15 protein-coding genes are annotated in these 18,067 nt (G+C 66.5%); 5 read left to right on the top strand and 10 right to left on the bottom strand.

Annotated features, from left to right (window positions below; translation table 11 throughout):
• Positions 1-49 precede the first annotated feature (49 nt).
• The gene (locus BJA_RS02940; protein ID WP_038965110.1) at positions 50-1,768 is read right to left on the bottom strand and encodes a heparinase II/III family protein; all 1,719 of its coding nucleotides are present in this window, start codon (positions 1,766-1,768) and stop codon (positions 50-52) included.
• A gap of 159 nt (positions 1,769-1,927) precedes the next feature.
• Positions 1,928-3,274, bottom strand: a complete 1,347-nt coding sequence (locus BJA_RS02935; protein ID WP_011083408.1) for an RsmB/NOP family class I SAM-dependent RNA methyltransferase — start codon at positions 3,272-3,274, stop codon at positions 1,928-1,930.
• Between the two features lie 189 nt (positions 3,275-3,463).
• Here BJA_RS02935 and BJA_RS02930 point away from each other — a divergent pair, with 189 nt between their 5' ends.
• On the top strand, positions 3,464-3,673 hold the full coding sequence (locus tag BJA_RS02930) for a DUF1674 domain-containing protein (RefSeq protein ID WP_011083407.1): 210 nt from the start codon (positions 3,464-3,466) through the stop codon (positions 3,671-3,673).
• 48 nt (positions 3,674-3,721) lie between these two features.
• Here BJA_RS02930 and BJA_RS02925 read toward each other — a convergent pair whose 3' ends face one another.
• The gene (locus BJA_RS02925; protein WP_011083406.1) at positions 3,722-5,152 is read right to left on the bottom strand and encodes an FAD/NAD(P)-binding protein; all 1,431 of its coding nucleotides are present in this window, start codon (positions 5,150-5,152) and stop codon (positions 3,722-3,724) included.
• Between the two features lie 141 nt (positions 5,153-5,293).
• On the bottom strand, positions 5,294-7,324 hold the full coding sequence (locus BJA_RS02920; RefSeq protein ID WP_038965108.1) for a methyl-accepting chemotaxis protein: 2,031 nt from the start codon (positions 7,322-7,324) through the stop codon (positions 5,294-5,296).
• 233 nt (positions 7,325-7,557) lie between these two features.
• Here BJA_RS02920 and BJA_RS02915 point away from each other — a divergent pair, with 233 nt between their 5' ends.
• Entirely contained in the window at positions 7,558-8,142 is a 585-nt protein-coding gene (locus BJA_RS02915) for a thermonuclease family protein (protein WP_011083404.1), read from the top strand.
• Between the two features lie 53 nt (positions 8,143-8,195).
• Here BJA_RS02915 and BJA_RS02910 read toward each other — a convergent pair whose 3' ends face one another.
• Positions 8,196-8,711, bottom strand: coding sequence for a L,D-transpeptidase (locus BJA_RS02910; protein WP_011083403.1), 516 nt, complete (start codon positions 8,709-8,711; stop codon positions 8,196-8,198).
• Between the two features lie 432 nt (positions 8,712-9,143).
• On the bottom strand, positions 9,144-11,090 hold the full coding sequence (gene acs, locus BJA_RS02905; protein ID WP_028174953.1) for an acetate--CoA ligase: 1,947 nt from the start codon (positions 11,088-11,090) through the stop codon (positions 9,144-9,146).
• 390 nt (positions 11,091-11,480) lie between these two features.
• On the opposite strand from acs, the gene BJA_RS02900 reads away from it, so the two are divergent.
• Positions 11,481-12,650, top strand: a complete 1,170-nt coding sequence (locus BJA_RS02900) for a DNA topoisomerase IB (RefSeq protein WP_011083401.1) — start codon at positions 11,481-11,483, stop codon at positions 12,648-12,650.
• Between the two features lie 14 nt (positions 12,651-12,664).
• Here the strand turns inward: BJA_RS02900 and BJA_RS02895 are convergent, their stop codons facing one another.
• Positions 12,665-13,120 carry an SRPBCC family protein gene (locus BJA_RS02895; RefSeq protein ID WP_011083400.1) on the bottom strand — a complete coding sequence of 152 codons (456 nt, stop codon included), beginning with the start codon at positions 13,118-13,120 and terminating at the stop codon, positions 12,665-12,667.
• Between the two features lie 122 nt (positions 13,121-13,242).
• Here BJA_RS02895 and BJA_RS02890 point away from each other — a divergent pair, with 122 nt between their 5' ends.
• Positions 13,243-14,322, top strand: a complete 1,080-nt coding sequence (locus tag BJA_RS02890; RefSeq protein ID WP_038965106.1) for an adenylate/guanylate cyclase domain-containing protein — start codon at positions 13,243-13,245, stop codon at positions 14,320-14,322.
• Between the two features lie 26 nt (positions 14,323-14,348).
• Here BJA_RS02890 and BJA_RS02885 read toward each other — a convergent pair whose 3' ends face one another.
• The 3 genes from BJA_RS02885 to tsaD all read right to left on the bottom strand — a co-directional run bounded on the left by BJA_RS02885 (position 14,349) and on the right by tsaD (position 17,156).
• Positions 14,349-14,762 carry an EVE domain-containing protein gene (locus BJA_RS02885; RefSeq protein WP_028174950.1) on the bottom strand — a complete coding sequence of 138 codons (414 nt, stop codon included), beginning with the start codon at positions 14,760-14,762 and terminating at the stop codon, positions 14,349-14,351.
• Positions 14,763-14,913: 151 nt separating this feature from the next.
• Complete coding sequence (locus BJA_RS02880) at positions 14,914-15,894, bottom strand: NAD(P)H-dependent glycerol-3-phosphate dehydrogenase (protein WP_011083397.1); 981 nt, start codon at positions 15,892-15,894, stop codon at positions 14,914-14,916.
• Between the two features lie 188 nt (positions 15,895-16,082).
• Positions 16,083-17,156 (bottom strand): tRNA (adenosine(37)-N6)-threonylcarbamoyltransferase complex transferase subunit TsaD, encoded by a 1,074-nt coding sequence (gene tsaD / locus BJA_RS02875; protein WP_011083396.1) that lies wholly within the window; start codon positions 17,154-17,156, stop codon positions 16,083-16,085.
• Positions 17,157-17,307: 151 nt separating this feature from the next.
• Here tsaD and BJA_RS02870 point away from each other — a divergent pair, with 151 nt between their 5' ends.
• Complete coding sequence (locus BJA_RS02870) at positions 17,308-18,054, top strand: uroporphyrinogen-III synthase (protein WP_011083395.1); 747 nt, start codon at positions 17,308-17,310, stop codon at positions 18,052-18,054.
• Positions 18,055-18,067: the final 13 nt, after the last annotated feature.

Here is an 18,067-nt window from a genome sequence, read left to right as displayed (position 1 = left end):
AGCTTTCGGCCGTTTTCACAACGATGAGATGGGGCCGAATCGTGCGCATTTACAGCGGAAGTTCCGGCTCGCGGCGGGCGTTGCGGCGGGCATTGGTGACAGCGGGCGAAGCGGTGGAGCGGACAAAGCTCCAGCGGAGCGAGGGCGCCTGGCGGGCATCCTGCCGGATCACGATCTGCGCGGTGCGGCGGGGGCCGTCATTGCCGGCCAGGAACACGCTGTCCTCGAGGTCGACCTTGTCGTCGAGCGCCTCGAAGGTCCAGACGTCGCGGTTCGGCAGCACCAGCATGACGCCGCGGGCATCCGACAGCCGGCTCGCCTTCACCGCCGGATGCAGATGGAAGCGGACCGCGAAATCGGCATCCGCGCCCTTGAAACGTCCGCCTTGCGGCGGCGACAGCGTGTCCTCGCCGTCGATGCGCGCGCCGTCATTGGCGATCATCAGGACGCGGCGATGGATCGCGCCGAATTTGGCGAGATAGCCGTCATGCGACGTCGTGAGCAGCGTGCCGTTCTGAACGACCTCGCGATAGCTCTCGACCTCGACCGGGCCGCTGGTGACAGGCGAGCCATGCAACAGCCGCTTCATCGCCGACATCTCCACGAACTGGCATGAAGAGGTGTCGTGATAGGTCAGCGTCGAATGCGCCGCCGTGCTGCGCGCGAACGGCCGCCAATTGTCGCGGCCCGTGGTCGGCATCCCGCAATTGGTGACGATGCGGCTGATGCCGGAGGACAATTCGAACGACAGGCAGCCGGCATGGGCGTCGTGGCTGACGCCGGCCGGCGGCGGCGGGCCGGTGTCGATGATCAGCGTGGTCTGGCCGGCATCGAGGCGCTGGAAGCCGGTATGCGGCATGTTCGCCATCGGCGCGCCGTGGGTGTCGTCATAGGCGAGCAGCGTGGCGAGCAGGTCCGAGGGCGTTGCGCTCATGCCGTTGAACAGCGCGAAATTGCCGTCGCCGTGCCGGAAGAAGCGCAGCATCGGCATCATGCGGTCGATCGCGTTGAGCAGCGCCGGCGGCGGCGCGATGTTGCGCGCGGCAAAGGTCTGCCGCAGCGGCAAGAGGTCGATCAGGAGCTCGATCAGCGCGCCCGGATTGCGGGAGATGTGTCCGCCGTCGGGCAGGATCTGCCGCTGCAACTCGTCCGAAAGTTTTTTCGAGGCGCTGCGGATATGGCGCGCCTGGTTGGCGAGGCAGAGTGTCGTGTAGCACAGCGCGATCAGCACCTGGAGCTTCGGCACCCCGTCCGGGATGTTGACCATGGTGTAGCGCAGGAAGCGGATCTCGCGGGCCAGCGCGCGCAGATAGCGGCGGTAGAATTTGTTGTCGGTGTCGTTGAGCACCAGGGGCGCCTGCGACAGCAGCGAGATCACGCGCCGCGCGAGCACGTCGGCGCGCCGCGCGACGGGGCGGCGCTTGTTGGCGGGGTTGGCGATCCAGTCCTCGACCAGTGCGCGCGCATTGGCGCGCGTCAGTGCGGTGTCGGCGGCGCGCAGATGGCGCAGCCAGCCGAAGCCGAGCAGCGCAACCTCCCAATCCTCCGACGGCGGCTCGAGATCGAAGATCGAGCGGCCGTGGCAATTGACGATCTTGCCGGCGAAGACGAAGCGGCCGGCATAGATCTCGGCGGCGCGGGTCGCGTCCGCGGTGCGCAGATCATGCGGCGCGATGATCAGGCGGTCGGTGCGGCCGGGCCAGACCCGTGACAGCGCAACGGAGCCGCCGCTCGCGCGCGCGAGCATGTTCCGCGCGAAGCGGTTCATCACCAGCGTCGAGATACGTCTGCGTTGAGCGACCGACACGCCTTGCCTTGAAGGGGGAGAGGAGGATTCCGACGAATCCTTATTAATCCCAAAATCGACCGTCTGACACCACCTTGAACGGTGGGAATCAACGCCGAGGTTGCAAAAACCAGTGCAAAATCAGGATTTAACGAGCCGGGCTGCAAAGAATCCGTCGAGCCCGCCGAGCTTGGGATCGGCGTTCGGCAGATGGCTGGGCAGGGTACGCAGGTCGCCCTCGGCAGTGATGATCTCGGAGAGTCCTGAGACCTCCGACGCCTCGATCGGGACGCGGCGAAGCGCAGGCTCTGCGGCCAGCAGCGTGGCGATGGCCTGTTCGCCCTCTTCGGGTTCCAGCGAGCAGGTGCAGTAGACCAGCGTCCCGCCCGGCTTGAGCAGCGAGACCGATTTTCGCAGCAGCCGCTGCTGGAGCGCGGTCAGGGCGGCGATGTCGGACTCCTGTCGCAGCCAGGCCACGTCGGGATGACGGCGGATCGTGCCGGTCGAGGTGCAGGGCGCGTCGATCAGGATACCGTCAAAACCTTCGGCGGGGCCGGCCCATTCCGCGGCGTCAGCGACGACGGTCTCGGCCTGGAGCGACAGCCGCGCCAGATTCTCGCGCAGCCGTGCGACCCGGGCGGGCGAGCGGTCGATCGCCGTGACATGCGCGCCGGCGTGCGCCAGTTGCGCGGTCTTGCCGCCGGGGGCGGCGCAGAGATCGGCAATGGACTTGCCCTTGATGTCGCCGAACAGCCGGGCCGGCAATGCGGCGGCGGCATCCTGCACCCACCATTGTCCCTCGGCGAAGCCGGGCAGCATGGTCACCGAGCCGTGCAGCAGCATCCGCACCGTCCCCGTCGGCAGCGTCTCGCCGTGCAGGCGGCTCGCCCATTGTTCGGCGTCCGACTTCACGGTCAGATCGAGTGACGGCTCATGGCCGAGCGCCAGCGCCATGTCTCTTGCGGTGGCCTCGCCATAATGTGCGCGCCAGCGCGCCAGCAGCCATGGCGGCAGGTCCAGCGATTGCGTGGCGACTTCCTCGACCAGCGCCTGGCCCTCGCGCGCACAGCGGCGCAGCACGGCGTTGACGAGGCCGGCATAGCGCGCGGCGCGCCGGTCGGATTGCACGAGGCGGACGGAGAGATCGACGGCGGCATGATCGGGCACGTCCATCCAGAGGATCTGGGCGGCGCCGATCAGCAGCGCGCTCTGCGCGCGCGGTGCTTCGGAGGGAATGCCCTTGTCGAGCAGGCGGGACAGCACATGGCCGAGCGTGCCGAGCCGGCGCAGCACGGTCGCGACCAGGCGGCGCATCAGCGCGCGGTCGCGGTCGGCCAGCGTCTTCAGTCCGGGATGGGCGCCGCTGCCGTCGAGCTGGTCGTCAAGCGTGCGGTGCTTGTGCAGCACGCCGTCGACGATGTCGGCGGCAATCCGCCGCGCCGCGAGACCAGGCACTTCGGATGGTGGGGCGAAACGTTGAGATGGCATGCGGAAGCAAGGTTCTGAGCGAGCGGCAGTTCCGCCGATATGGGCGCATGCCTTGAGAAAGCGATCTCTGGCACGCGAATATGCCAAATGTAAGAATCGCTTCCGGCTTTTTCAGCCCTTTGGGCCCGATTTCAGGAATGCGTTATTGGACGTCGCATTGCGGCTCGTCCTGCGCTAGAAGACCTGGCGATGAGTGACCAGCCACCCGTTTCCGATCGCAAGCCGCTGTCGCCGGCAGCCCAGCGCGCGCTGGCCGAGGCCGAGGCGCGCCGACAGGCTGCGGCGATCCAGGCCGAGGACGACGCCAAGGCGACGCCGAAGGAGTTGCAGGGGCCGAAGGGACCCGAGCCGACCCGCTACGGCGATTGGGAGCGCAAGGGCATCGCTTCCGATTTCTGAGCCGTCAGCCGGATCGGCCGATGATGCGGGCAAGGCTCGTCCCGGCCGCTAGAGATAATGGTGCTCCTGGGCGCGGCGCAGGTTGATATCGACCGCGGCGGCGTAGAAGTGCGTGCCCTTGGTCGGGCCACCGACCGCGTACACGTTCGGATGAGCTGTGCCGTGGCGGTCGTGGACACGGCTGTCGTCGTAGCCGCAGCGAATCCCGCCGAGTGCGTCAAACGCGATGAGCCCCTGTCGCTGCATGTCCTGATAGAGCGGGCTCGAGTCCAGCCGGTAGGACGGTCCTGTCGCGTCGATGACGTAATCGACGTCGTGACGATCGCCGTCGCCGAGGATCGCGCGAAATCGGCCGCCGATGCCGGTCACGTTGCGCAGCCGGGCGCGGGCCGAGAGCCTGCCCGAGCGCATCAGGTCGCGGATACGGATTGCGTTCTCCAGCGGCATCGCCGAACGATTGCGGAGCCAGCCGGAATTGTAGACGTCCATGAAGCGCATCTTCTCGACATCGCGCATCCGGCTCCAGGCATCGCACATCACGTCGATGACACTGACGAGATAGGAGTAGACGCTGGGCTCGCCGGACTCGGCGCGCCCGATGTTGTGCTCGAGATCGGCCAGCGCATCGCCGCCGACGTTGCGGCAAGACAGATCGCAGCGAATTCCGGTGGTCTCCAGCAGCAGTCCGGAAAGGCGGGCGGCAAAGGCGTCCGCTTCGATTCGCTCGCGGCTGGCCACATAGCGATGCAGGGCGTCGCGGAAGTCATCTGCGGTGGCGGGAAGCGTCACCGGCTGCACCGTCGGAAACAGGCCGCTTCTGGAGAAGCAGGTCATCCTGACGGACTGGTGGGTTTTGGCCAGCGCCGCCGCGGTGTCGACCGCGCTGAGTCCGCTTCCGAGGATGCCGACCTCGACGCCGTCGCGATCGGCGAAGGCGAATTGGGCGTAGGGGTCGCGGATGTAGTTCGGGATTGCGGCGAGGCCGTAATGGTCGTCGGGCGCGTTGTGACCGGTGCAGAGGATCAGCACGGACGAGATATGCGTGATGTTGAGGTCGGTCGTCAGCAGGACATCGCGATCCGGCGAGAACCGCATGCGGACAATTTCGGCATGCTCGACATGAACGGGCACGCCGGCGCCGCGGCATTGCGCGATCGCGGCCAGTCGCACGGCGTCGAGGTAGTCCCGATAGACCATCCGCGGCAGGTGCCTGTTGCCGTGGCAGGAGAGGCCGCGGGCCCGAAGCCAGCGCAGAAACTCGTCCGCGTCGCCCGGACGGATCGACATCGTCGACGCCTTCATGTTGAGCAGATGGCGGTCGCTCTGCGTGCGATAGGCAACGCCGCCATCGAAACCGGACTTGTCGAAGAGCTGAATTCCGCTGATCGCGCCGTTGTCTCGCCCTGATGCCACGAGCTCCGCCAGATGACGCAAGATCGTGATGCCGGTTGCGCCACCGCCGACAATGCTGATGATCATCGCTCAATCCCCCAGTCTATATGTTTGACCCAGGCGCGAGCGGGGGCTCGGCGTGGGGGTCTCCCAAAGCCGTTGATTGTTCGTCACATGAGAATGATGGCTTGCGACCGGCCTCGGGCCGGCCGCAGGAGGTGCGGGTCCTCAGGCGGCCCGCACCGTATCGAGGAATTTCGCGACCTCGTGCTTGAGGCGGCCACTCTCGGTCGAGAGTGAGCGCGCGGAAGCCAGCACCTGCGTCGACGCCGAACCGGTGGCGCCGGCGCCATGACTGACCTGGGCGATCTTGTCGGCGACTTCGACCGTTCCCTTGGCCGCTTCGCTGACATTGCGTGCGATCTCGGCCGTCGCAGCCCCCTGCTCCTCGATGGTGGCGGCAATGGTGGTCGAGATGTCCGAAATCCTGGAGATGGTCGTGCCGATCTCCTTGATGGCACCGACGGAGTCTTCCGTCGCCGTCTGCATGTCGGCGATCTGTGCGCCGATCTCGTCGGTTGCCCGCGCGGTCTGGGCTGCGAGCGCCTTGACCTCGCTCGCCACCACGGCAAATCCGCGGCCCGACTCGCCGGCGCGCGCCGCTTCGATGGTGGCGTTCAAGGCCAGCAGGTTGGTCTGCTCCGCGATTGCGGTGATCAATTTGACGACGTCGCCGATCCGGCCCGCGGCCTTGAGCAATTCGTTGATCCGGACGTCGGTACGCTCGGCCTGCTTCACCGCTTCGCCGGCGATGCGGCTGGAATCATGGACCTGCCGGCCGATCTCGACGACCGATGCGCTCATCTCCTCGGCGGCGGACGCCACGGCTCCGACATTGGCAGAGGCTTCTTCGGAGGCCGCGGCCACCATTCCGGAAAGCTGCTCGGTCTCTTCCGCTGTCCCCGACAGCGTGCCGGCGGCGGATTCGAGCTGCTGCGAGGCGACCGAAACCGAATTGATGATGCCGCCGACCGCATCCTCGAACGCGCCCGCCAGCCGGATCATCTCCTGCTTGCGCTGCGCGGCGGCTGCGGCCTCCTGATCCTTCTGGTCGGCCTCCATCTGCTCGATGCGGATCAGGTTGTCCCTGAACGTGCGGGCCGCGCGAGCGTTGTCGCCGACTTCGTCACCGCGGGCGGTGTAGGGAATCTCGACGGCCTTGTTGCCGCCGGCGAGTTGCAGCAGCACGTCGCCGATGCGACGGATCGGCCGGGCGATGCTCAGCACGGAAAACAGGGCGGAGCCGGCCAGGACCAGGATCACGAGGACGCCGACGGCCAGGCTGACCTGGGTCGCCTGCTCCAGCGCGGTCACGAGCTGGCTCTGCCGCAGAGCCATATATTCGTTGTTGGCGGCGACCAGCTTGTCGACGCGCGTTGTGATTTCCTTGGCGGCCGGAAGCACCCGCTCGTCGAAAATGCTCCTCTTGGCTTCCTCCGCCTTGATGGCTACGCCGGTTACCGCCTTGTAGCGTCCGGCGAGCGCGGCGAGCGCGTCGACACCGTCGGCGATCTTCTTGTCGTCGGCGGACTGACGGACCTGTTTCAGAGCGCGGATCATGGCGTCGGCGCGTTCGGCGATGCGGTCCTTCTGCACGGCGTCGCCGGTCGCCGTGAAATGCCAGTCGGCCGCGCTGACCGCCTTGAACAAGGCGTCGGCTTCGCGCAATGCGACCTCGATGTTGAGCCGGTTCTGCGATGCGGCGATTGCGGACGACGCCAACAGGGTCTCGAGGGCCTTGTTCCAGGCCTCCTCGATCTGGCTTGCCGCGGCGAATTCGGCGACGGCGGTGCCACGAGCCTCGCCGAGATCGTTGCCGGCCTTCAGAGAGGCGTCGAGCAGGATCTTCACCTCGCGACAAAGCTCTTTGGCTTCGGCACGCTTGGACCGTTCCAATGCGGCGTCTATTTCGGTCGTGGCACCGGCGATGGAGCCACGCAATGTTTCGAGATGTTTGGCGAGACCGTCGGCGGAGGATGCGGATCCGATTTCCGCTATGGCGAGGCGTGCCCGGGTCACTGCGAGTTCGGCGCCCTGGGCGTTGGCCTTGTTCGCGGTGTTGATGACCACCAGCCGGCTCAGGTCCGCGATCTGCTCGTTGCGAATGAGCTGGTTGGCGAGCATGCCGCCGACGAGAAGGACACCCGCACTCGCGGTCAATCCCAGTTTTGTACCGATGCGAACCTTGAACGATGCCATGCTTACCGCTCCCCACACGCAAACCGAGTACTCCGCCCTATTACTAAACAACGCGTGAATCTTAAATTCCGTACAACTACAGGAGGTATCGAACGGAGAGCGTTTGGAACAGCGCGCCGCGCATAGGTACGATTCTTCGTCGGGCAACGATCGGGGCGATCAGGCGATCACCGATCAGCCCGGGTGCCGATCGTGCCTTGCCGGTTTCCCCGACTCAGTCCTAGCGTGAGTTGATGCGCTTCCACGATCGCCCCAATGCCTATCGGCCGCAGTTCGGCGGTTCGCCGTTCGGCCGCCGCTTCGCGGGCCTGTTGCCGTGGATGTTCGTGGTCGGCGTCGCGGCGGCGATCGTGCTCACCTTCCGGCACGGAGTGCCCGTTCCGCATGGAGCCGACGGTCGGTCGCAAGATACCGAGATCATCCTCCAGCAATCCGGCAATTCCGCTAGCCGTCAGCCCGTCGACGTCATCCGCACCATCGACGGCGACACTTTTCTCGCGCGCGTGCATCAGCAGGGCGGCCGCGATCTCGTCGTGCGCGTGCGCCTGCGCGGCATCGATGCGCCGGAGATGAAAGCGTCCTGCCAGGAGGAACTGGACAAGGCTGAAGCCGCCACCGACGCGCTGCGCAACCTGCTCGGCCAGGGCGGCGTCACGATCACCAATCTCGGCCCCGACAAATACGGGCGTGTTCTTGCCGATGTCGCGACCAAACGCGCGGCCAACGTCTCGGCCGTGCTGCTCGCGGGTGGTTATGCGCGCAGCTACAATGGCGGCCATCGCGACGGCTGGTGCGCGCGGGGGTGGCGCTTCTGGTAACAAAAAAGCCGCGTCGAGGACTCGGCTCTTTCAATTCTCTCCGATCCCGGTGATCAGCGTGTCACGACCACCGTCGTGCCGACAGAGACGCGGCTGTAGAGATCGGTGATGTCGTCGTTGAGCATGCGGATGCAGCCATAGGAGACGAAGCCGCCGACCGAGCCCGGCACGTTGGTGCCGTGGATCGCATATTCGCCGCCGGCGAGCGTCATTGCCGCAACGCCCATCGGGTTGCGCGGCGAGCCGCCGGGAATGACGTCGGGAAGCTGCGGCTTGTCGCGCTTCACCTCGGCGGGCGGCGACCAGGCCGGATTGCGGTATTTGCCGTCGATACGGGTCGTGCCGGCCCACTGCTTGCCGGACTTGCCGACGCCGACCGGGTAGCGCACGGCGTGGCCGTCATCGAGAATGAGATAGAGCCGCCGCTCGTTGGTCTTGACCACGATAGTGCCCGGCGAATAGTCGGCCAGGTGCGTCCCCACCATTTCCGGCCGCGCCTCCGCCGCCGTTGACATCAATATCCCTGCCCCGATGGTGGCGGCCAGCGCCACAGCAATCCTCATCGCCATCAATGCTTCCCCTTGCCCCGTACGGGTCGTCCAAATCTACGCAGAACCCGGCAATCGCTGCCTTGCCCGGACATTCTTAACCGCGCCTGTTAACCGGATGGTTTCTACGCGCGGCCGCCGAGGGCCAGCCAGCAGGGGGAACAAAGGAAATGTTCGAAATAAAGTAAATGACCGGAAAACAACACTCGGCGGGAAAGATACGGCCATGCCGGCAAGCGCCCTGACAAGAGCGTGAGGGTGTGAACCGCTGTTGTTTCGGGGGGCGACAGAGTGCGGAGCGAGGTTTGGTCGCGTGTCCCGGACAAGGCGCGGCACGAAGTGACGAGGCGCAGAGCCGGGACCCAGTTCTTTGCGTGTGGACAGTCGGGCCCCGGCTCTGCAGCGCACCGCTGAAGTGCGCGCTGCGCTGCGTCCCGGGCACGAGACCTTGGCTTACGCCGACTTCTTGTTCTGCCGGTTCTTGACGAGGTCGTCGACCACGGCGGGATCGGCCAGGGTCGAGGTGTCGCCCAGGCTGCCCGGCTCGTCCTCGGCGATCTTGCGCAGGATGCGGCGCATGATCTTGCCGGAGCGGGTCTTGGGCAGGCCCGGCGCGAACTGGATCTGGTCGGGCGAGGCGATCGGGCCGATCTCCTTGCGCACCCAGGTCACGAGCTCCTTGCGCAGATCCTCGGTCGGCTGGACGCCGGCCATCAGGGTGACATAGGCGTAGATGCCCTGGCCCTTGATGTCGTGCGGGAAGCCGACGACGGCAGCTTCCGACACCTTCTCATGCGCAACCAGCGCGCTCTCGACCTCCGCGGTGCCCATGCGGTGGCCGGAGACGTTGATGACGTCGTCGACGCGGCCGGTGATCCAGTAATAGCCGTCGGCGTCGCGCCGGCAGCCGTCGCCCGTAAAATACTTGCCCTTGTAGGTCGAGAAATAGGTCTGCTCGAACCGCGCGTGATCGCCATAGACCGTGCGCATCATGCCCGGCCATGCCCGGGTGAGACAGAGATTGCCGGTGGTCTCGCCTTCCAGAACCTTGCCGTCGGCATCGACGATCTCCGGCACCACGCCGAAGAAGGGCTGCGTCGCCGAGCCCGGCTTGAGCTTAGTGGCGCCCGGCAGCGGCGTGATCAGGATGCCGCCGGTCTCGGTCTGCCACCAGGTATCGACGATCGGGCAGCGGTCCTCGCCGACGACGCGGTGATACCACTCCCAGGCTTCCGGATTGATGGGCTCGCCGACCGAGCCGAGCAGGCGCAGCGAGGCGCGCGAGGTCTTCTTCACCGGCTCGTCGCCACCCTGCATCAGCGCGCGGATCGCGGTCGGCGCGGTGTAGAAGGTATTGACCTTGTGCTTGTCGATGACGTTCCAGAAGCGGGAATTGTCCGGATAATTCGGCACGCCCTCGAACATCAGCGTGGTCGCGCCGTTGGCGAGCGGCCCGTAGAGAATGTAGCTGTGGCCCGTGACCCAGCCGACGTCGGCGGTGCACCAGTAGATGTCGCCGTCGTGATAGTCGAAGACGTATTGATGCGTCATCGCGGCATAGACGAGATAGCCGGCGGAGGTGTGCAGCACGCCCTTGGGCTGGCCGGTCGAGCCTGAGGTATAGAGGATGAACAGCGGATCCTCGGCGTGCATATGCTCGACCGGGCATTCCGTCGTCACCATCGCCGCCGCCTCGTGATACCAGAGGTCGCGGGTCGGGTTCATGTCGATCTTGCCGCCGGTGCGCTTGACCACGACGACCCAGTCGACGCCGTCGGCCTTGGCGAGCGCCGCGTCGACATTGGCCTTCAGCGGCACCTTCTTGCCGCCGCGCAGGCCTTCGTCGGCGGTGATGATCACCTTGGACTGGCAGTCGTTGATGCGTTGGGCGAGGCTGTCGGGCGAGAAGCCCGCGAACACCACGGAGTGGATCGCGCCGATCCGCGCGCACGCCAGCATCGCGTAGGCCGCTTCCGGAATCATCGGCAGGTAGATGGTGACGCGGTCGCCCTTCTTGACGTTGCGGGTACGCAGGATGTTGGCCATCCGGCAGACCTCGTCGTGGAGCTCCTTGTAGGTGATGTGGCGGGACTGCGAGGGATCGTCACCTTCCCAGATGATTGCGGTCTGGTTGGCGCGCTTGTGCAGATGACGGTCGATGCAGTTATGGGCGACGTTGAGGACGCCGTCCTCGAACCATTTGATCGAGACGTTGCCCGGCGCGAAGGAGACGTTCTCGATTTTCGTCGGCGCCTTCATCCAGTCGATGCGCTTGGCCTGTTCGGCCCAGAAACCGTTCGGGTCCGAGATCGAGCGGGCGTACATTTCCTTGTACTTGGCTTGGTCGACCCAGGCGCGCTTTGCCCATTCCGCCGGCACGTCGTAAATCTTCTCGGACATATTTCCCTCCACATGCGGCAAGCTCAGGCAATGCCGACATCAATCATTGGGCTGATTATGCGTCGGGCTAACCGGACCCGACAAGGTGCACAAGCTGGACCTTCGGCGAGCGGCCTGCCATGCGGAGGATCAAGGTGCGCGGGCCGGCTGTCGCAAATCTGAAACAGGCCGGGCGGCGCCTTTCGGCTCTTTACCCAGATCCCCGGAACAGGCCTGCGCAGAGCCCCATGCGCCGTTCGGAGGTATTTGGGAACCGTCTCTCACTGATTCGGGACTCGCAATACGGTTCGGAACACCCTAAATGGCCAACCCGGGTCCAAAGAGACCCCCAGGAACAAAAATCAGAACAGCGGCATTGACCGGTAACAGGCAGGGCTAAGGCGTAACACTATGATGGATCAGCAGAATCTCGGGACGATGCGGCCCGCTTCAGCCGATCCTGCAGCTGTTGCGCTGGCCAAGGCCCTGGGACAATGGCCGAAACCGGCCGTTTCGGGGCGTCTCAGCCCGAAAAAGGTCTTCGACACGGCGCCCGCGGCGACGGTCGAGGCGCTGGCCAGGGAGCTGGGCCTGCGGCTCGGCGACCAGAACGAGCTGACCATCCGCCGTATCAAGCGCGGCAAGGGCTATTCCTTCGTCCGTCCCAACGGCGCGCATATCCGCGACGCCCGCACCATCCGCCGGCTGCACGCCATGGCGGTGCCGCCGGCCTATCGCGAGGTGCGCTACTCGGCCGATCCGAGCACGCATCTCCAGGCCGTGGGACGCGATGCCGCGGGCCGGCTGCAATACCGCTATCACGCCGACTGGGAGAAGGTCCGCGAGCACCGCAAGGCGCATCGCCTGGAGAAGCTCGTCGGCGCGCTGCCAAAGATCCGGCGCAAGGTGTCGGCGTTCCTGTCGGGTGACGAGCCGACACGCGAATTCGCGCTCTCGGCCGTGATCGAGCTGATCGCGCGCACCGCGATCCGTCCCGGCAACGAATCCTATGCCCGCCTCAACGGAACCCGCGGCGCGACCACACTGCTGAAGTCGAACGTGACACTGGAAGACGATTGCTTCGTGCTGACCTTCAAGGCGAAGGGCGGCAAGGCGGTGCGGAAGGAGTGCGACGCGGCCAAGCTGGTGCGCGCCATCGGCATCCTGCGCGGCGTTCCCGGCAAGCGCATGTTCCAGTATCGCGATGCCTACGGCATCGTGCGCGCGGTCAACACCACGCAGGTGAACGCGTTTTTGCGCGAGATCGCCGGCATCAAGATTTCGCTGAAGGATTTTCGCACCCTGATGGCCTCCGCCGTCGTGGTGGAATCGCTGTCGCGGATCACGCCGGCGACCAGCCAGCGCGGCCGCAAGAAGCAGGTGCTGGACGCGATCCGTGCCGCGGCCGACAAGCTCTCCAACACGCCGGCGATCTGCCGCAAGAGCTATGTCCACGACACCATCGTCACCGCCTTCGAGGACGGCATTCTCGAGCGCTTCGCCGCGACCATGAAGGGCCAGCGCTCGCAGGCGAGGCGCGAGCAGCTTCTGGCGCAGGTGGTCGCGACCGCGGCGGTGTAACGACCCCACAAGAGCTACGACTTGGTCGAGACGCCGTTATCCGGACCGGGATCGTTGCCCGCGGCTGCGGTGGTGAGTCGTTCCAGATAGTGCGCCCAACCCTTCGCGTGTGCGGCGGCCTGTTCCTCGGTCGGCAGCCCGCTATGGGTCATGCGCAGCAGCGTGCCGCCGTCGCGCTCGATCAGGTCGATCTCGATCAGGCTCGATCCGGGTGGTACTTCCTGGCCGCCCTCCCAGCCAAACGTGTAGGCCAGACGATGCACCGGCACGACCTCGCGGAAGGCGCCGCGGGCGGCGGCGCCGCGCGGGCCGATACCCTTGAGCAGATAGAGCCCGCCGGGATGCGGTTCCGTCGTCGCGTCGGAACCCATCCAGCTCAAGATCTTCTCGGGATCGGTCAAATAGGCGAAGACGGTGGCACGCGGGGCTGCGATCTGGGTCTCGCGTCGCACTATGAACGGTTCGGTCATCGGCGATCATCCTCGTCTTGCCTTGAGCTGCCCTTGGGCTGCCCTCGGGACATGGCGGCGGCCCTGCGCTCCGTCAAGGATTGCCCGTGACAAAGACGGGCCTGCTTCGTCATCATCGGGCCATGCACCTCGCCCCGACCCTCGCCTGGCTCGTCGATGCCGCCTCCGATAGTCAGGGGGCCGACCGCCTGCTTGCGGACCTCGGCGCGCATCTGGTCGCCGACGGCGTGCCGCTTGCGGCAGGCGCCCTGACGCTGGAGGTGCCGCACCCGCTGATCGCGAAGCGGACCTGGCTGTGGCGCGCCGGGACCGGCACGGTGATCGAAGCGCTCGGCTTTGCACCAGGCGGATTGGCGCCCGACCCGCCCAACGATGCCGGTCGCCGCTGGCTCCGCGGCATTGCGGACGGCGAGGTGCACGAAGACATCGTCGGTCGGCCCGATGGACCGGTGCTCGGCTGGATCGGGCCGCGTCCGTTCACGGCGGATGAAATCGAACAACTGCGCCAGGCTGCGCGATTTGCCGCGACGCCCCTTGCCGTGCTCGCCGCGCGCGCCACGTTGCGGGCGACGCTGGATGCCTATCTCGGCAAACGCAGCGCGGAACGGGTGCTGGCGGCACCGCTGCGGCGCGATCTCGGCGAAACCATTCAGGCCGCGCTACTCTATGCGGACTTGCGCAATTTCACGATCCTGTCGGAAACCACGCCGTCGGCCCAGGTGATCGCGGCGCTCGACGCCTGGTTCGACCGCATCGCCGGTGCCGTTCACGCCTTTGGCGGCGAGGTGCTGAAATTCATCGGCGACGGCGTGCTCGCGATCTTTCCGGTGGTCGAGGCATCACCGCGCCGCGCCTGCGATGCGGCCTTGCGCGCCGCAGGCGCGGCCCGGGCGGGGATGGCCCACCTCAACGACGAGCGCCGCAACCAGGGCCTGCCGCCGCTCTCGTTTGGCGCGGCGCTCCATCTCGGCGAGATGCTGTGGGGCAATATCGGCGCCGCCAACCGGCTCGATTTCACGGCGATCGGTCCCGCCGTCAATCTCGCCAGCCGGCTCGAGGGATTGTGCAAGCCGCTTCGCGAGACCGTGCTGGTGTCGGGCGCGCTCGCCGCCGAGACGGACATGGCTCTCGTTGCGCTCGGATCGCATCCGCTGCGCGGCATTGCCGCGCCATGCGAGGTCTTTGCGCTGCCGGAGACGTAAGTCGGACAGCGTAGATGGGATAACTCCTACATCCCGCCCATCTTGCAGACGAGCTTCCACTCCTCCGCCGTCACCGGCTGCACCGACAGGCGCGAATATTTCACCAGCGCCATGTCGGCGAGCTTCTTCTCGGCCTTGATCGCGGCCATCGTCACCGGCGTCTTCAAGGGCTTGTCGGCCTTGATGTCGACGCAGACGAATTTTTCGGTCTTGTCGGTCGGATCCGGATAGGCCTCCTTGACGATCTCCGCGATGCCGACGATCTCCTTGCCCTCGTTGGAATGATAGAAGAACGCCTTGTCGCCCTTCTTCATGGCGACGAGATTCTGGCGCGCGGTGTAATTGCGCACCCCCGTCCAGGCTTCGCCCTTGGCGCCCTTCGCCACCTGCTGGTCCCAGGACCACACCGACGGTTCGGATTTCACCAGCCAGTAGTTCATCGCGCGCCCTATCCGTTCGTCATGGCCGGGCATAGCCGTCCGAAGGACGGCGTCGCTTTCGCTCGCCTATGCCCGACCATCCACGTCTCTGCTTCCGTGTTCAATACCAAGACGTCGATGCCCGCGACAAGCGCGGGCATGACGGAAGATGTTATTCTTCTGCCTTGAACGGCCGCGTCAGCAGCCCCTCGATCGCTGCGTCGATCGTCAATTTGTTGTCGAGGATGGCAGCGACGGCCTGCGAGACCGGCATGTCGACGTTCCGTGCGGCCGCGAGCTCGACCAGCACCGGCGCGGTGAATGCGCCTTCCGCAAGCTTGCCCGCCGGCGCCGCCTCACCACGGCCGAGCGCAATGCCGAGCGCGAAATTGCGCGATTGCGCGGTTGAACAACTCAGGAGCAGGTCGCCAAGGCCGGAGAGGCCCGAGAGCGTTTCCGGGCGCGCGCCGCAGGCGCGGCCGAGCCGTGCCAGCTCGCTGAAGCCGCGCGTGGTCAGCGCGGCGAGCGCGGAGGCCCCGAGGTTGCGGCCGACCACGATGCCGGCAGCGATCGCCAGCACGTTCTTGGCGGCGCCACCGATCTCGACGCCGCGGACGTCGGTGGAGTGATAGGGCCGGAACGTCGGCGAGCCCAACGCCTGCACGAGGCTGCTGGCCAGCTCTTCCTCCTTCGCCGCCAGCGTCACCGCCGTCGGCAGGCCGCGCGCGACGTCGTCGGCAAAGCTCGGGCCCGACAGGATCGCCGGCTGCGCGTGCAGCGCGGCTTCAGCGATCACCTCGGTCATGAATTTATGGGTGCCGTGCTCGATGCCCTTGGCACAGGCGACGACCGGTGTCGGTCTTGCGATGTGCGAGGCCAGCATGTTGACGGCGCCGCGCAGATGCTGCGCCGGCGTTGCGATCAGCAGCATGTCCGCGCGCGCGGCGAGCGCCAGCTCGCTCGTCACGACGATGTCCGGCGCAAGCCGCACGCCGGGTAGCCGCGGATTGTCGCGGGTCGACGCGATGCGCGTCGCATGCTCGGCATTGCGCGCCCAGAGCGTGACGCTCCGCCCGGCCCGCGCTGCCACCATCGCCAGCGCCGTGCCCCAGGCGCCCGCTCCGATCACCGCAACGGAGTGGAACGCGGTCATCGCTCGCTCCCTCCGCTCCCTCTCCCCGCTTGCGGGGAGAGGGTTGGGGTGAGGGGGAGTCTCCGCAAGGGAGGTGGCAGCTGGATTCGCGGAGAGTCCCCCTCACCCGGATTGCATCTACGATGCAATCCGACCTCTCCCCGCAAGCGGGGCGAGGTGAAGTGGAGCTCGTGGAGACGCCTCTCCATTTAGAATCCCGCTCGCGTCTTGCCGTAGCCCGCGGGCGCTGTCGCATTCGCGTCGAGCAGCCAGCGGGCGCGGGGCTGGGCTTCCATCGTGTCGGTCATTCCCAGCGCGAGGCGCTCGGCGCCGGCCCAGGCGATCATCGCGCCGTTGTCGGTGCAGAGCGCAGGCGGCGGCATGATCAGTTGCGTCTTGGCCTGCCGAGCGACGTCATGCAGCGCGCCGCGGATCGCCTGATTGGCGGCGACGCCGCCGGCGGCCACGAGCGCGCGCGGCGCGCCGAACTGTTCGCGGAAAAGTCTCAAGCCGACATTCAGCCGGTCGGCCGTCGCCTCCAGCACGGCGGCCTGGAAGCTTGCGCAGAGATCGCTGATGTCCTGCGGCGTGATCTCGGCGATCCGGCTCGCTTCGTTGCGCACCGCGGTCTTCAATCCCGACAGGGAGAAGTTGGCGTCCGGCCTGCCCTGCATCGGCCGCGGAAAGGCGAAGCGCGCGGCATCGCCGCCGGCCGCCGCGCGCTCGACCTGCGGGCCACCGGGATAGGGCAGGCCCAGCATCTTCGCGACCTTGTCGAAGGCTTCGCCGATGGCGTCGTCGACGGTGGTGCCGAGCCGCACATATTGGCCGACGCCGGTGACCGCGACGATCTGGGTGTGGCCGCCGGAGGCGAGGAACAGGCAGTACGGGAATTCGATTCCGTCGGTCAGCCGTGGCGTCAGCGCATGCGCCTCCAGATGGTTCACCGCGACCAGCGGCGTGTCGTGCACCAAAGCGATCGCCTTCGCGGTGGTGAGCCCGACGATGACACCGCCGATCAGGCCCGGTCCCGCGGCCGCCGCGACGCCATTGAGCTGGGCGAAGCCGATGCCGGCCTCGCGCATGGCGCGGTCGATGATGCCGTCGAGCAGGTCGACATGCGCGCGGGCGGCAATCTCCGGCACCACGCCGCCGAACGGGGCATGCTCATCGACCTGCGACCGCACGATGTTGGACAGGATCTTGCCGATGCCGTCGGGCGCGCGCTCGATCACGGCCGCGGCGGTCTCGTCGCAGGTGGTTTCGATGCCCAATACCAGCATTGGCGAATTGTTATCCAATTTGCGCCCTTGCGCTCATCCGGAAAGCAGAGTTCTGGTACGTCCGGTAGCATTCCGGGGTCGGCTTGCGCAATCGTCACGCGCGGCCGTCTTTGCGAATGCGTCACCGTCACGCGGTTCGGGAACACGAGCGATGTCCATTCTTGTCACACGGCCGCATCCCGACAATGAGGCGACGGCGGACAATTTGCGCGCGCGGGGACACGTGGTGCTGCTCGCGCCGGTGCTCAAATTCGAGCCGGTCGCTTTCCACGACGAGAGCGAGGCGAACTATAGCGCCATCATCGTCACATCGGCCAATGCGATCCGTGCCGTCGCGCCGCAATTGCAGGATCTCGGCCTGTTGAAGCTGCCGCTGTTCGCGGTCGGCGAGCACACCGCGACTGCCGCGCGAGACGCCGGCTTTGCCGAGGTGATTATCGCCGGCGGCGATTCCGCGGCCCTGCGCGACACGGTCGTCCGGAGTGCGCGCGACAAGGTGCTGAAAAAGAAAAGCACGCTGCTTTATCTCGCCGGCGCGGATCTGTCGCGCGATCTCGGCGGCGAACTCGGCACCGAAGGCTTCAACGTGGTGACGCAGACCACCTATCGCATGGCGCCGGTCAAGGTTCTCCCGCGCGATGTCTGCGAGGGTTTTGCCGCGCATGGGATCGAGGCGGTGCTTCATTACTCCCGGCGCAGCGCGCGAGCCTTCCTGGATGCAGCGCGGGACGAAGGCGTCGAAATCTCGGCGCTGGCGATCCCGCAATGCTGCCTGTCCGAGACGGTCGCAAGCGTGCTGCGCGATGCCGGTGCGTCGCAGGTTCTGGTGGCCGCGAAACCGGACGAAAATGCCTTATTTGACACCTTGGAGCGTGCTTTGCAGACCCGTTTGGCGTAAGAGGTCGGGCCGA

It is taken from the genome of Bradyrhizobium diazoefficiens USDA 110 (genome assembly GCF_000011365.1).
Lineage (GTDB): Bacteria > Pseudomonadota > Alphaproteobacteria > Rhizobiales > Xanthobacteraceae > Bradyrhizobium > Bradyrhizobium diazoefficiens.
The sequence above is the reverse complement of the archived record's forward strand: the minus strand, read 5'-3'. Positions and strand labels throughout refer to the sequence as shown.

Bases quoted from the DNA above. Each gene is read 5' to 3' on its own strand.
- BJA_RS02900 (WP_011083401.1), top strand. From the start codon at position 11,481: ATGATGGATCAGCAGAATCTCGGGACGATGCGGCCCGCTTCAGCCGAT.
- BJA_RS02915 (WP_011083404.1), top strand. From the start codon at position 7,558: ATGCGCTTCCACGATCGCCCCAATGCCTATCGGCCGCAGTTCGGCGGT.
- BJA_RS02880 (WP_011083397.1), bottom strand. From the start codon at position 15,894: ATGACCGCGTTCCACTCCGTTGCGGTGATCGGAGCGGGCGCCTGGGGC.
- BJA_RS02885 (WP_028174950.1), bottom strand. From the start codon at position 14,762: ATGAACTACTGGCTGGTGAAATCCGAACCGTCGGTGTGGTCCTGGGAC.
- BJA_RS02935 (WP_011083408.1), bottom strand. From the start codon at position 3,274: ATGCCATCTCAACGTTTCGCCCCACCATCCGAAGTGCCTGGTCTCGCG.
- tsaD (WP_011083396.1), bottom strand. From the start codon at position 17,156: ATGCTGGTATTGGGCATCGAAACCACCTGCGACGAGACCGCCGCGGCC.
- BJA_RS02910 (WP_011083403.1), bottom strand. From the start codon at position 8,711: ATGGCGATGAGGATTGCTGTGGCGCTGGCCGCCACCATCGGGGCAGGG.
- BJA_RS02920 (WP_038965108.1), bottom strand. From the start codon at position 7,324: ATGGCATCGTTCAAGGTTCGCATCGGTACAAAACTGGGATTGACCGCG.
- acs (WP_028174953.1), bottom strand. From the start codon at position 11,090: ATGTCCGAGAAGATTTACGACGTGCCGGCGGAATGGGCAAAGCGCGCC.
- BJA_RS02895 (WP_011083400.1), bottom strand. From the start codon at position 13,120: ATGACCGAACCGTTCATAGTGCGACGCGAGACCCAGATCGCAGCCCCG.
- BJA_RS02940 (WP_038965110.1), bottom strand. From the start codon at position 1,768: ATGAACCGCTTCGCGCGGAACATGCTCGCGCGCGCGAGCGGCGGCTCC.
- BJA_RS02925 (WP_011083406.1), bottom strand. From the start codon at position 5,152: ATGATCATCAGCATTGTCGGCGGTGGCGCAACCGGCATCACGATCTTG.
- BJA_RS02870 (WP_011083395.1), top strand. From the start codon at position 17,308: ATGTCCATTCTTGTCACACGGCCGCATCCCGACAATGAGGCGACGGCG.
- BJA_RS02930 (WP_011083407.1), top strand. From the start codon at position 3,464: ATGAGTGACCAGCCACCCGTTTCCGATCGCAAGCCGCTGTCGCCGGCA.
- BJA_RS02890 (WP_038965106.1), top strand. From the start codon at position 13,243: ATGCACCTCGCCCCGACCCTCGCCTGGCTCGTCGATGCCGCCTCCGAT.